Raw genomic sequence first — 13197 nt, 5'->3', positions numbered from 1 at the left:
CGGCAACAAGCTCTGGCAACGCGCCGGAAATCGCACTATCACCACGCCGGGCCACGCGCCCGGCGTTTTCAGTCAGGGTCAACCAGGGGACCAGCACCGGTATGTCGTGTTACACCGCCTCCGAAATCGAAGCGAAATGGCAGCAGGCCTGGGACGAGGCCGGGCTCTTTGCCGCGCGGCGCGACGAAAGCCGCCCGAAATACTATGTGCTGGAGATGTTCCCCTATCCCTCGGGGCGCATCCACATGGGCCATGTGCGCAACTACACGATGGGCGACGTTGTGGCCCGGCACAAGCTGGCGACCGGCCACAACGTTTTGCACCCGATGGGCTGGGACGCGTTCGGCATGCCGGCCGAAAACGCGGCGATGGCCTCGGGCGGGCACCCCAAGGACTGGACCTACCAGAACATCGCCGACATGCGCGCGCAGATGAAACCGCTGGGGCTGTCGATCGACTGGTCGCGCGAATTCGCCACCTGCGATCCCGAATATTACGGACAGCAGCAGGCGCTGTTTCTCGACATGCTCGACGCCGGGCTGGTCTATCGCAAGGCCGCCGTGGTCAACTGGGACCCGGTGGACATGACCGTTCTGGCCAACGAACAGGTCATCGACGGCAAGGGCTGGCGGTCGGGCGCCGAGGTGGAACGGCGCGAACTGACCCAGTGGTTCTTCCGGATTTCCGACATGGCGGGCGAACTGCTCGACGCGCTGGACGGGCTGGAAAACTGGCCCGCCAAGGTGCGGCTGATGCAGGAAAACTGGATCGGCAAGAGCCGCGGCCTGCAGCTCGGCTTCGACCTGACCGCGCCCGCCTGCGGCCATGACGCGATCGAGGTCTACACCACCCGGCCCGACACGCTGATGGGCGCCAGTTTCATCGGCATCTCGCCCGATCACCCGTTGTCGCGGGCGCTGGAAGCGGAAAACCCCGAACTGGCGGCGTTCAACGCGCAGGTGCGCAAATCCGGCACTTCCGAGGAAGCGCTGGAAAAGGCCGAGAAGCTGGGCTTCGACACTGGTCTGAAATGCCGTCATCCGCTGAACCCGGATTGGGAACTGCCGGTCTGGGTCGCGAATTTCATCCTGATGGACTATGGCACCGGGGCGATCTTTGCCTGCCCCGCGCATGACCAGCGCGACCTGGATTTCTGCCGCAAATACGACCTGCCGGTGATCGACACCTTCCTGGCGCTGGACGATCCGAAGCCGGTCGGAAACACGGCCTTCGTTCCGCCGAAAACGGAAAAGGTTCAATGGGTTGACCATTTCGCGGGGCTGGACGTGGCGACCGGAGAAGAGGCCGTCGACGCCACCATCGACTATGCCGCGAAACACGGCTGGGGCGAAGGCGTGACCAAATACCGCCTGCGCGACTGGGGCCTGTCGCGGCAGCGCTACTGGGGCTGCCCGATCCCGGTGGTGCATTGCGAGACCTGCGGCGTGGTGCCCGAGAAAAAGGAAAACCTGCCGGTCCGCCTGCCCGACGACGTGAGCTTCGACAAGCCCGGCAACCCGCTCGACCGGCATCCGACCTGGCGCGACTGCGCCTGCCCGTCCTGCGGGGCGGCGGCGAAACGCGAAACCGACACGATGGACACGTTCGTCGATTCGTCGTGGTATTTCGCCCGCTTCACCGCGCCGCGCGCCGAAACCCCGACGCGGATGGACGACGCCGAATACTGGATGAATGTCGACCAGTATATCGGCGGCATCGAACACGCGATCCTGCACCTGCTCTATTCACGGTTCTTCGCCCGCGCGATGCGGATCACGGGACACCTGCCCGCCAGCGCGATCGAACCGTTCGACGCGCTGTTCACGCAGGGCATGGTCACGCATGAGATCTATCAGACCCGCGACCACAACGGCCGCCCGGTCTATCACCTGCCCGAGGACGTGACCGACGGCAGGCTGGCCGACGGCACCCCGGTCGAGATCATTCCGTCGGCCAAGATGTCGAAATCGAAAAAGAACGTGGTCGATCCGGTGTCGATCATCTCGTCTTACGGCGCCGACACCGCGCGCTGGTTCGTGCTGTCCGACAGCCCGCCGGAACGCGACGTGGAATGGACCGCCTCCGGGGCCGAGGCCGCGCACAAGCACCTGACCCGTGTCTGGAACCTCTGCGACCGCATCGGCCGGATCGACCGCGACGCGCCGGGCGATGGCGATGACGCGCTGCTGCGCGAGATGCACAAGACCATCCATGACGTGACGCTGGGGGTCGAGAGCTTCGGCTTCAACGCGGCGATCGCAAAGCTCTATGCCTTCACCAACACCCTGTCCAGGGCCGCGGCCTCCTATCCGGTGATGCGCGAGGCGATCATGACGCTGGCCCAGCTGATGGCGCCGATGACCCCGCACCTGTCCGAGGATATCTGGCATCACCAGGGGGGCGAGGGCCTCTGCGCCGCGGCCCCCTGGCCGCAGGCGGACCCGGCGATGCTGATCGAGGACACGGTGACCATGCCGATCCAGATCAACGGCAAACGCCGCGCCGAGATCAGTGTTGCCAAGGCGCTGTCCAGGGACGAGATTGAAACCATCGCGCTGGAACAGGACGCGGTGCGGAAAGCGTTGAACGGGGCGGAGCCGAAAAAGGTGATCGTTGTGCCGGGCCGGATCGTGAATGTCGTTGTCTGACCCGCATCCCGGCCGCCGCAAGGCGCTGGGCCTGCTCGCGTTGGCCCCGGCACTGGCGGCCTGCGGGTTCACCCCGGTCTATGCGCCGGGCAGCACGGCCAGCACCCTGCGCGGCCGGGTCGAGGTCGCCCCGCCGGAAACCGCCTCAGCCTATCTGCTGGTCGAAGAGCTCGAAGACCGGCTGGGACGCGCCGCCACCCCCGCCTACCGGCTCGGATTCGTGCTGAGAACGGACCAGCAGGGACAGGCGATCACCGCCTCCAGCGAAATCACCCGCTACAGCATCGTCGGCCGGGTCGCCTATGAGCTGCGCCCGATCGGCAGCGATAATGTGCTGGCCTCGGGCAAGGTCCGCAACTTCACCGGCTATTCCGCCACCGGATCCACCGTCGAGACGCTGGCCGCGGAACGCGACGCGACGGCGCGACTGATGAGCATTCTGGCCGACCAGATCGCGGCGCAGCTCTACGCCACCGCGGATCTCGGCACATGAAACTGTCGCCGCGCGAGACCGATCGCTACTTTGCCGCGCCCGATCCCACGCGCGCCGGGCTGCTGATCTACGGCGCCGACGCGATGCGCGTGGCGCTGAAACGCCAGCAGGTTCTGGCGGCCCTGCTGGGGCCGGGCGCCGAGGAGGAAATGCGCCTGACCCGCCTGCAGGGGCCGGACCTGCGCAAGGATCCGGCGGCCCTGACGGATGCGGTCAAGGCGGTGGGTTTTTTCGCCGGCGCCCGCGCGGTTTTCGTCGAACAGGCACAGGACATGATCGCCCCGGCGGTCGAGGCCGCGCTGGACGACTGGCGCGACGGCGATGCGCAGATCGTGGTGGCGGCGGGATCGCTGCGCAAGGGCTCGGCCCTGCGCAAGCTGTTCGAGACACGCCCGGATTGCCTCGCCGCCGCGATCTATGACGATCCCCCATCGGCCGACGAAACCCGGCGGCTGCTGACCGCGGCGGGGATCGCCGAGCCGGGACGCGAGGAAATGGCGCGCCTGATGCAGCTGGCCGGCGACCTGGGGCCGGGCGATCTGGCCCGCTTCGTCGACAAGCTCGGGCTCTACAAATACGGCGATGCAACGCCGCTCAGCCTCGCCGATATCGACGCCTGCGCCCCGGCATCGACCGAGGCCGCGCTGGACGATCTGCTGAACGCGGTCGCCGAATCGCGCAGCGGTGAGATCGGAACGCTGGTCCGGCGCCTGCAGGCCCAAGGCACCAATCCGACTGCGCTGTGCATCGGCGCCACCCGGCATTTCCGCACGTTATACACCATGGCGGCCGATCCCGGCGGCCCGTCGCAGGGTATCGGGCGGCTGCGCCCGCCGGTGTTCGGTCCGCGCCGCGACACGCTGCTGCGGCAATCGCGCCGCTGGACCGCGGCCAAGCTGGAAACGGCGCTGGCGGCGCTGACCGACACCGACCTGGCCCTGCGCTCGGCCGGGCAGGCCGCCCCGGCAATGGCGCTGGTCGAACGGACGCTGATCCGGCTGGCCATGCTTGCACAGGCCCGCTGATCCGGCCTGTTGATCGCCGGGCCAACCGGTCTAGATTGGCCGCAACCGACAGCAGGGGAAAATTCATGTATCAACTGATTGGCCATCCGCATTCACGGGCGTTCCGGGTGCTCTGGTTCCTCGAAGAGGCCGGGCTGCCCTACACGCTCGACCCGGCCTCTCCGCATAGCGACGCGGTCACCGCGCACAACCCGTCGGGCAAGGTGCCGGTGCTGATCGAGGACGGCGTGGCGCTGACCGATTCGACCGCGATCCTGATCTATCTCGCCGACAGGCACGGGGTTCTGGCCCACCCGGCGGGCACGCTGGAGCGGGCCCGCCAGGATGCGCTGACCCAATGCCTTCTGGACGAATTCGACGCCACGCTCTGGACCGCCGCGCGGCACAGTTTTGTGCTGCCCGAGGATCGCCGCCTACCCGCGATCAAGGACAGCCTGAAATGGGAATTCGCCCGCAGCCTCGCCCGGATGGCCGACCGGTTCGACGGCCCGTTCCTGCAGGGCGAAACGATGACCATCGCCGACATCATCGCCACCCATTGCCTGAACTGGGCCTATAGCGCGGGCTTTCCGGTCGAGAGCGACACGCTCAAGGCCTATAGCAAACGGATGCGGGCGCGCGATGCGTTCACACGCGCCGCGGCGGCGGGGGCGGGCTAGAGCCGCAGCCACCGCGCGGCGGCACGCCCGGCCCAGCGCCCGGTCGCCAGGCAGCCTGTCAGCAGGTAGCCCCCGGTCGGGGCCTCCCAGTCCAGCATCTCGCCGGCGCAGAACACGCCCGGACAGGCCGTCAGCATCAACCCGTCATCGACCGCCGCGCCGCGCACGCCTCCGGCGGTCGAGATCGCCTCGTCCAGCGGGCGCGGGCCGGCATGGGCGACGGGCAGCGCCTTGACCAGCCGCGCCAGCGCCGCCGGGTCAGCAGGCAACGGGCGGCCGAATTCCTGCAGCAGCGCGGTGCGGACCGGCCCCGGCTTCAGCGCGCGGCGGAGGTGATTCGACAGGCTGGCCTTGCCGCGCGGGCGCGACAGGCGGCGCGCGATCTCGGCCTCGGGCAGATCCGGGAACAGGTCCAGCAGCAGCGGCGCCCCTTCGCGTACCGCCCGGAACACCGCATAGATGCCGCCGCCTTCCAGCCCGCGCCCCGAGATCACGAATTCGCCCCGCGACCGCGAGGCCCCGGCAAGCAGCGCAACGCCCTTGACCGGTTCCCCGAACAGCGGCGCCATATGCGCCGACCAGGTCACGCACAGCCCGGCATTGGCCGGGGCGAACGGCGCCAGCGTCACGCCCGCGCGTTCCAGCACCGGCGCCCAGCTGCCATCCGATCCCAGCCGCGACCAGCTCGCCCCGCCCATCGCCAGCACGGTGGCATCCGCCCGGACCCGCTGCACGCCGTCCGGCGTCGCGAACAGCGCCGCGTCATCGTCCCAGCCCTGCCAGCGCCAGCGGGTGCGGCGTTCGACGCCCAGGGCATCCAGCTCGGACAGCCAGGCCCGCAACAGGGGCGACGCCTTCATCGCCACCGGGAACACCCGCCCGGTGGAACCGACAAACAGCTCCTGCCCCAACCCGCGCGCCCAGTCCTGCACCGCATCGGCGCCAAAGGCCGCGATGATCGGGCGCAACCAGCCCGCCGCATCGCCATAGGCGGCCATGAACGGGCCGGGATCTTCGGCCCGGGTCAGGTTCAGCCCCGACTTGCCCGCCATCAACAGCTTGCGGGCGGGTGACGGGCGGGCCTCGGCCAGCAGCACGGCGGCGCCGGCCCGCGCCAGTTCCCCGGCGGCCATCAACCCTGCCGGTCCCGCCCCCACGACCAGCGCGCGGGGCTTTTCGCCGCCCGCCTCCGGCGGCATCATCCTGTCAGCCATGCCCGATCCGATCTGTCCCCTCTGCGGTCGCCCGATACCGCCCGATGCCAGGCAGAGCCTGCACCATCTCGTGCCCAGGTTGAAAGGCGGGCGACGGGGCGACACCGTGTGCCTGCATGATATCTGCCATCGCGAGATACACGCCACCCTGACCGAAAGTGAACTGGCGCGCGACTATTCCACCGTCGAGGCCCTGCGCGCCCATCCCCGGCTGGCCCGGTTCATCGCTTGGGTCCGCAAACGCCCGCCGGGTTTCACCTCGCGGGTTCCCGGAAAGCGGCGCAACCGGCGCTGACCGGCGCCCGCATCCGGCCACCTGCGTCCAGAATCCGGCCAGCATCCGACCCGTCCGGGCCGTGCGGATGTTGCAATGACGCCGCGTCTGTCTCCCAAGGTGTCGCATGTGACGTGATGTTGCGGTTGCCGGGCTTGACGGGCAACATAGTTCCGGACCAAGCAACACAAGCCCCAGCCGCGCGGATGCCTGCCCCGCGTGCCCCATAGCCAAGGAGCCCGGACATGTCCGAGATTGAACGCGAAGCGATGGAATATGACGTTGTGATCGTCGGCGCGGGGCCGGCCGGTCTTTCGGCGGCGATCCGGCTGAAGCAGCTCGACGGCGATCTGAACGTGGTGGTGCTGGAAAAGGGCTCGGAGGTCGGCGCGCATATCCTGTCGGGCGCGGTCCTGGACCCGTGCGGGCTGGACGCCCTGATCCCGGACTGGAAGGACAAGGGCGCGCCGCTGAACGTGCCGGTCGCGAAAGACAATTTCTACATGCTGGGCGAGGCGGGCAAGATCCGCGTGCCCAACTGGCCGATGCCGCCGCTGATGAACAATCACGGCAACTATATCGTCAGCATGGGCAATGTCTGCCGCTGGATGGCCAAACAGGCCGAGGCGCTGGGGGTCGAGGTGTTCCCCGGCATGGCCTGTTCCGAACTGGTCTATGGCGACACTGGCGAGGTCAGGGGCGTGGTCGCGGGCGAATTCGGCAAGAACCCCGATGGCACCCCCGGACCGTCCTATGAACCGGGCATGGAACTGCACGGCAAATACGTTTTCCTGTCCGAAGGCGTGCGCGGCAGCCTCGCCAAGGAGGTGATCGCCAGATACGATCTCTCGGCCGGCAAGGAGCCGCAGAAATTCGGCATCGGCATGAAGGAAATCTGGGAGATCGACCCCGCCAAGCACCGCGAGGGCACCGTGACCCATACGATGGGCTGGCCGCTCGGGTCGAATGCGGGCGGCGGATCTTTCGTCTACCACCTTGAAAACAATCAGGTTTATGTGGGCTTCGTGGTCCACCTGAACTACAAGAACCCGCATGTCTTCCCCTATATGGAATTCCAGCGGTTCAAGCATCACCCGATGATGGCGCAGCTGCTCGAAGGCGGCAAGCGCGTGGCCTATGGTGCGCGGGCGATCTCCGAGGGCGGATACCAGTCGATGCCCAAGATGGTGGCGCCGGGCGTGGCGCTGCTGGGCTGTTCGGTGGGCATGGTCAACGTGCCGCGCATCAAGGGCAACCACAACGCGATGCTGTCCGGCAAGGCGGCGGCCGAAGCCGCCTATGCCGCCATCCAGGCCGGGCGCAGCGCCGACGAACTGACCGCCTACGAGGACGAGGTCCGCACCGGCGCGATCGGCCGGGATCTGAAAAAGGTCCGCAATGTCAAACCGTTCTGGTCGAAATGGGGGCTGATCCCGTCGCTGGTTCTGGGCGGGTTCGACATGTGGACCAATACGCTGGGCTTTTCGCTGTTCGGCACCATGCGCCACGGCAAGACCGACGCCGCGGTGACCGAGGAGGCCAGCAAGCACAAGCCGATCGACTATCCCAAACCCGACGGCAAGCTGAGCTTCGACCGGCTGACCAATGTCAGTTTCTCCTTCACCAACCACGAGGAGGAACAGCCCTGCCACCTGCGGCTGGCCGATCCGGACCTGCCGATTTCGGTCAACCTGCCGAAATACGACGAACCGGCGCAACGCTATTGCCCGGCCGGGGTCTACGAAGTGGTGCGCGAGGATGGCAGCGATCCGCGCTTTGTCATCAACTTCCAGAACTGCGTCCACTGCAAGACCTGCGACATCAAGGATCCCAGCCAGAACATCAACTGGGTCACCCCGCAGGGCGGCGACGGGCCGAATTACCCCAATATGTGATCGAAAAACCCCTGCAATGGCGGCGCCGGGGCGGCCCCGCCATTGCGCGTGGAGCAGGGAACGCCTAGCTTGCACCCGATGCAAGTCACGAGGCCGGTTTTGCCCCACATGTTCTACCAGACCACCGCCGCCGCGCTGCTGACGCTTTCGCTGGCCCTGCCCGCCCCGGTGCTGGCGCAGTCGGGCTCGGGCGCCTACCTGGCCGGGCGGCACGCGGCCTTTGTCAGCGACTTCGCCAATGGCGACCGGTATTACGCGCGCGCGCTGAGCTATGACCGTGACAACCCGTCGCTGATGGAAAGCGTCGTGGTGTCGCGGCTGGCGCTGGGCGAGGTGAACAAGGCGGTGCCGATCGCGCAGCGCATGGAGGAGCTGGGGCTGCAAAGCCAGCCGGCGCATATGACGGTGGTGGCCGATCTGGCCGCGCGCGGCGAATACGAAGCGATCCTGTCCCGCGACCCGGAAACGGTAGGGGTCGGACCGCTGGTCGACGGGCTGATCGCCGCCTGGGCGCATCTGGGGGCCGGGTCGGTAGCCCAGGCGCTGGAACAGTTCGACAAGGTGGCCGAGGATGACGGCCTGCGCAACTTCGCGCTCTACCACAAGGCGCTGGCGCTGGCCTCGGTCGGCGATTTCGAAGGCGCCGAGGCGATCTTTGCCGCCGACGAGGACGGCATGATGGTCAGCGGTCGCGCCGCCATCGCGCGCGCCGAAATCCTGTCGCAGCTGGAACGCGACGGTGACGCGCTGGCGATGCTGGACCGGGTGTTCTCGAACACCACCGACCCGTCGCTGGCCGATATCGTGGCCCGGTTGCAGGCGGGCGAGGCGCTGCCCTTTACCCAGGTCCGCGATGTCCGCGACGGCATGGCCGAGATCTTCTTTGCCATCGGCCAGGCGCTGCGCCGCGAGGCCTCGCCCGATTATGTGCTGGTCTATGTCCGGGTCGCGTCGTTCCTGCGCCCCGACCATATCGACGCGCAACTGCTCGGCGCCGAGTTGCTGGACGGGATGGGCCAGTATGACCTGGCGGTCGAGACCTACAAGAAGATCCCGACGGACAGCCCGGATTACTACGCCGCCGAACTGGGCCGCGCCGACGCGCTGCGCCGCGCCGACAAGGTCAACGCCGCGATCGAGGTCCTGGAAAAGCTGGCGCGCGAACATCCCGAACTTGCGATCGTGCATTCGTCGCTCGGTGACATGCTGCGGCAGCAGGAAAACTACGGCGAGGCCGCACGGGCCTATGACCGGGCGGTGGACCTGACCGAAGCGGACGACCCGTCGATGTGGTTCCTGCTCTATGCCCGCGGCATCTGCCACGAACGCGAAAGGAACTGGGAACAGGCCGAATCGGATTTCCGCACCGCGCTGGAGTTGAACCCGGACCAGCCGCAGGTGCTGAACTATCTCGGCTATTCGCTGGTGGAAAAGCAGATCAAGCTCGACGAGGCGCTCGGGATGATCGAACGCGCGGTCGCCGCGCGGCCCGACAGCGGCTATATCGTCGACAGCCTGGGCTGGGTGCTCTACCGGCTGGGCCGCTACGACGAGGCGGTGGGCCACATGGAAACCGCCGTTTCGCTGATGCCTGTGGACCCGGTGGTGAACGACCACCTGGGCGATGTCTACTGGGCCGTGGGCCGCAAGCGCGAGGCCGAATTCCAGTGGAAACGCGCCCTGTCCTTCATCAAACCGGACGACACCGATGGCGAGGCCGACCCGGATCGCATCCGCAGCAAGCTCGAGATCGGGCTGGACGCGGTTCTGGCCGGGGAAGGAGCCGAGCCGCTCAAGGTGGCCAATGGCTCCGACTGACACCGGCGCGCCGACCCCTGCCCGACAGTCCGAATTCGCACCGGCCAAGATCAACCTGACCCTGCATGTCACCGGCCGCCGCGCCGATGGCTATCACCTGCTGGATTCGCTGGTCGTGTTCGCGGACCTGGGCGACCGCGTGGCCGTCGCGCCGGACACGGGCCTGTCGCTGACCGTCACCGGGCCGATGGCCGGCGGCGTTCCCACCGGGCCCGACAACCTGGTGCTGCGCGCGGCGCGGCTGGCCGGGGTGACCGGCGCCGCGATCACGCTCGACAAGCACCTGCCGGCGGCGGCCGGGATCGGCGGCGGCTCGTCGGACGCCGCCGCCACGCTGCGCGTGTTGCGTGACCGCCTCGGCGTGGCGATGCCCGCTCCGCTGGCGCTGGGGGCCGATGTGCCGGTCTGCCTGGCGGCGCGAACCGCGCGGATGCGCGGGATCGGCGAAAACGTGGAGCCCGTGTCCGGCCTGCCCCCCCTGCCCGCGGTTCTGGTCAATCCCGGCGTCTCGGTCGCCACGCCCGATGTGTTCCGCCGCCTTTCGCGGCGCGATGGCTCCGCGATGGACGATATTCCCGCCTTTGCCGACGCCCGCGCCTGCGCAGACTGGCTGCGCGGGCAGCGCAACGATCTCGAAGCCCCGGCCCGGGCCCTGGCCCCCGGCATCGGCACTGTGCTGACCGCGCTCGGCGACAGCGGTGCCGCCTTGGTCCGCATGAGCGGGTCCGGCGCCACCTGTTTCGGGCTGTTCACGGACACGGCCACGGCACGGCAGGCCGCCGGCCAGATCGCCGCCGCCAACCCCGGCTGGTGGGTGCGATCGACGATACTGGGGGCCGCGCATCACGACCCGGCGGATCAGCCCATCGAACTGTAGGCGGTCTTCTTGGTCCGCATCCTGCGGCCATCGCTGCGGTAGCTCCAGACCGCCAGCCAGATGAACACGCCGCAATAGGCGAACCCCAGCGCCAGCACCAGAATGCCGGGGAAATGACCGACGGTTGCCCGTTTCACGAAAACGTCCAGACCCGTGGCCGGGACGGGATGCACCAGCAGCTTGCCCAGATAGGCCAGCATCTGGATCAGGAGCAGCCACAGATAGGATCGCCGGATCCGGCGCCCGACCGCCGTCAGCATCGAGACATGGTAGCGCGGCCGCCAGTAATCCTGCGCGAGCGTTTCCTGCCAGCCCTCCTCCATGTGCAGGTCGCCGTCATGCAGCATCGGCGCAAAGAAATGGGTCTCCATCCAGCGGCAGCGGGCGCGCCAGACGTTGAAGTAACGATAGCGCCGCGCCTCGAGCGCGAGGAAGAACAGCAGCAGCACCCCGACCAGAACCAGCGGCAGCGGCGACGCGCCGGGGCTGGAAAACGTGATCGACAGCGCCACCCCCAGCGTGACCACCGCCCAGTTGGTGGTGGTGTCGAGCCGCGTGCGCCAGATCGTCGACCGATAGACCTCGCCCCGGTAGAGATGGGCGACGGCCCCGATCTCGGCGGCGCTGAGCGCCTTTCGCGGTTCGGCTTCCTGCTGGCCCGGTGCTTGCGACATCCTACCCTCTGTTCAACGGCACCCCGATGAATTTTATTGCACGGCGCAGGAGACCGGTCAAAGCCGGCCGCCACAAAGCTTGTGTGAAATATGGTAACTTCCAGACTCAGAATTGACGCAGGTCAAAGTTGGCCGAACCCTCAATTGTGACAAGGACGTCTGAGCCAGCCCAGTATCGGAGCAGCCCGTTGAGTGAATCCAGCCCCTCCCCCGGCCTCTACAAGGCCCGCGAGCCTATCTTTCCGCGTCGGGTGTCCGGTCCGTTCCGCACCCTGAAATGGTGGATCATGGGCGTCACGCTGGCGATCTATTACCTGACGCCGTGGATCCGCTGGGACCGCGGCCCCAGCCTGCCCGACCAGGCGGTGCTGCTGGATATGGCCAACCGGCGGTTCTATTTCTTCTGGATCGAGATCTGGCCGCATGAATTCTATTTCGTGGCCGGTCTGCTGATCATGGCCGGGCTGGGGCTGTTCCTGTTCACCTCGGCGCTGGGCCGGGTCTGGTGCGGCTATGCCTGCCCGCAGACGGTCTGGACCGACCTCTACATCCTCGTCGAACGCTGGATCGAAGGCGACCGCAACGCGCGACTGCGGCTGCACCGGCAAAAGAAGATGGATTTCCGCAAGTTCCGGCTGCGGCTGACGAAATGGGCGGCCTGGCTGCTGATCGGGCTGGCCACCGGCGGCGCGTGGGTATTCTATTTCGCCGACGCACCGACGCTGGCGCGCGACCTGGTCACCGGCAACGCCCACCCGGTCGCCTATACCACGATGGCGGTCCTGACCTTCACCACTTTCTTCTTCGGCGGGATCGCGCGGGAACAGATCTGCATCTATGCCTGCCCCTGGCCGCGCATCCAGTCGGCGATGCTGGACGAGGATACGCTGATCGTCGGCTACCGCGAATGGCGCGGCGAGCCGCGCAAGCACAGCGCCGAGGTCAAGGCGGGGGCCGAACAGGGCGATTGCATCGACTGCATGGCCTGCGTCAATGTCTGCCCGATGGGGATCGACATCCGCGACGGGCAGCAGATGGAATGCATCACCTGCGCGCTGTGCATCGACGCCTGCGACGATGTGATGGAACGCATCGGCAAGCCGCGCGGGCTGATCGACTACATGGCGCAGTCGGACGAGGTGCGCGAACGCGCCGGCGCGGAGCCGCGCAACGTCTGGAAACACATCCTGCGCCCGCGCACGATCCTCTATACCGCGCTGTGGTCGCTGGTGGGCGTTGCGCTGCTGTTCGCGCTGTTCATCCGGGCCGATATCGAAATGACCGTGGCCCCGGTGCGCAATCCGACCTTCGTCACCCTGTCGGACGGCTCGATCCGCAACACCTATGACGTGCGGCTGCGCAACAAACATGGCGAGGACCGCCTGTTCCGGCTGTCGGTAAAGGGCGATCCGACCCTGCGGATCCAGCTCGAAGGCACGCCATACGATTCGGTCACCGTGCCGGCCAACGCCGCGCATCTGCAGCGGGTCTATGTCGTCGCCCCGCAGGGCTCGGCCCCGGCCAGCGGCGGACTGACCGATTTCCGGTTCTGGATCGAGGACCTGACCAATAGCGACCGCGCCCACAAGGACACCGTGTTCAGCGGAAAGGGCAGCTGAG

General features: G+C 67.6%; 11 protein-coding genes. 9 read left to right on the top strand and 2 right to left on the bottom strand.

Annotation, left to right across the window (positions count from 1 at the left end; translation table 11 throughout):
* Positions 1 to 101: 101 nt before the first annotated feature.
* The 4 genes from leuS (at position 102) to C6Y53_RS11905 (ending at position 4825) form a co-directional block, all read left to right on the top strand.
* Complete coding sequence (gene leuS, locus C6Y53_RS11920) at positions 102 to 2648, top strand: leucine--tRNA ligase (RefSeq protein WP_106472623.1); 2547 nt, start codon at positions 102 to 104, stop codon at positions 2646 to 2648.
* Positions 2635 to 3141, top strand: a complete 507-nt coding sequence (gene lptE, locus C6Y53_RS11915) for an LPS assembly lipoprotein LptE (protein WP_106472622.1) — start codon at positions 2635 to 2637, stop codon at positions 3139 to 3141. Before leuS ends, lptE begins: the two co-directional genes overlap by 14 nt.
* Positions 3138 to 4166 (top strand): DNA polymerase III subunit delta, encoded by a 1029-nt coding sequence (holA, locus tag C6Y53_RS11910; RefSeq protein WP_106472621.1) that lies wholly within the window; start codon positions 3138 to 3140, stop codon positions 4164 to 4166. The genes lptE and holA overlap by 4 nt, the downstream gene beginning before the upstream one ends.
* A 65-nt stretch (positions 4167 to 4231) precedes the next feature.
* On the top strand, positions 4232 to 4825 hold the full coding sequence (locus C6Y53_RS11905) for a glutathione S-transferase family protein (RefSeq protein ID WP_106472620.1): 594 nt from the start codon (positions 4232 to 4234) through the stop codon (positions 4823 to 4825).
* Here the strand turns inward: C6Y53_RS11905 and C6Y53_RS11900 are convergent.
* A complete protein-coding gene (locus C6Y53_RS11900; protein WP_244614821.1) occupies positions 4822 to 6039 on the bottom strand; it encodes a TIGR03862 family flavoprotein in 1218 nt (405 codons plus the stop codon). The two genes, C6Y53_RS11905 and C6Y53_RS11900, sit on opposite strands and share 4 nt — an antisense overlap.
* Between C6Y53_RS11900 and C6Y53_RS11895 the strand changes: the two genes are divergently transcribed.
* The 4 genes from C6Y53_RS11895 (at position 6038) to C6Y53_RS11880 (ending at position 10903) form a co-directional block, all read left to right on the top strand.
* On the top strand, positions 6038 to 6334 hold the full coding sequence (locus C6Y53_RS11895; RefSeq protein ID WP_106472619.1) for an HNH endonuclease family protein: 297 nt from the start codon (positions 6038 to 6040) through the stop codon (positions 6332 to 6334). The two genes, C6Y53_RS11900 and C6Y53_RS11895, sit on opposite strands and share 2 nt — an antisense overlap.
* Positions 6335 to 6558: 224 nt before the next feature.
* A complete protein-coding gene (locus tag C6Y53_RS11890) occupies positions 6559 to 8208 on the top strand; it encodes an electron transfer flavoprotein-ubiquinone oxidoreductase (RefSeq protein ID WP_106472618.1) in 1650 nt (549 codons plus the stop codon).
* A 108-nt stretch (positions 8209 to 8316) separates the two neighbouring features.
* Positions 8317 to 10026 (top strand): tetratricopeptide repeat protein, encoded by a 1710-nt coding sequence (locus C6Y53_RS11885; protein ID WP_211299374.1) that lies wholly within the window; start codon positions 8317 to 8319, stop codon positions 10024 to 10026.
* On the top strand, positions 10013 to 10903 hold the full coding sequence (locus C6Y53_RS11880; RefSeq protein ID WP_106472616.1) for a 4-(cytidine 5'-diphospho)-2-C-methyl-D-erythritol kinase: 891 nt from the start codon (positions 10013 to 10015) through the stop codon (positions 10901 to 10903). Before C6Y53_RS11885 ends, C6Y53_RS11880 begins: the two co-directional genes overlap by 14 nt.
* Here the strand turns inward: C6Y53_RS11880 and C6Y53_RS11875 are convergent.
* Positions 10885 to 11577: a DUF2270 domain-containing protein gene (locus C6Y53_RS11875; RefSeq protein ID WP_106472615.1), complete on the bottom strand. Its 693-nt coding sequence runs from the start codon at positions 11575 to 11577 to the stop codon at positions 10885 to 10887. The genes C6Y53_RS11880 and C6Y53_RS11875 overlap by 19 nt on opposite strands.
* Positions 11578 to 11765: 188 nt before the next feature.
* Here C6Y53_RS11875 and ccoG point away from each other — a divergent pair, with 188 nt between their 5' ends.
* Positions 11766 to 13196 (top strand): cytochrome c oxidase accessory protein CcoG, encoded by a 1431-nt coding sequence (gene ccoG / locus C6Y53_RS11870; protein ID WP_106472614.1) that lies wholly within the window; start codon positions 11766 to 11768, stop codon positions 13194 to 13196.
* The last annotated feature ends 1 nt before the right edge of the window (position 13197 follow it).

The organism is Pukyongiella litopenaei (assembly GCF_003008555.2).
Lineage (GTDB): Bacteria > Pseudomonadota > Alphaproteobacteria > Rhodobacterales > Rhodobacteraceae > Pukyongiella > Pukyongiella litopenaei.
The sequence above is the reverse complement of the archived record's forward strand: the minus strand, read 5'-3'. Positions and strand labels throughout refer to the sequence as shown.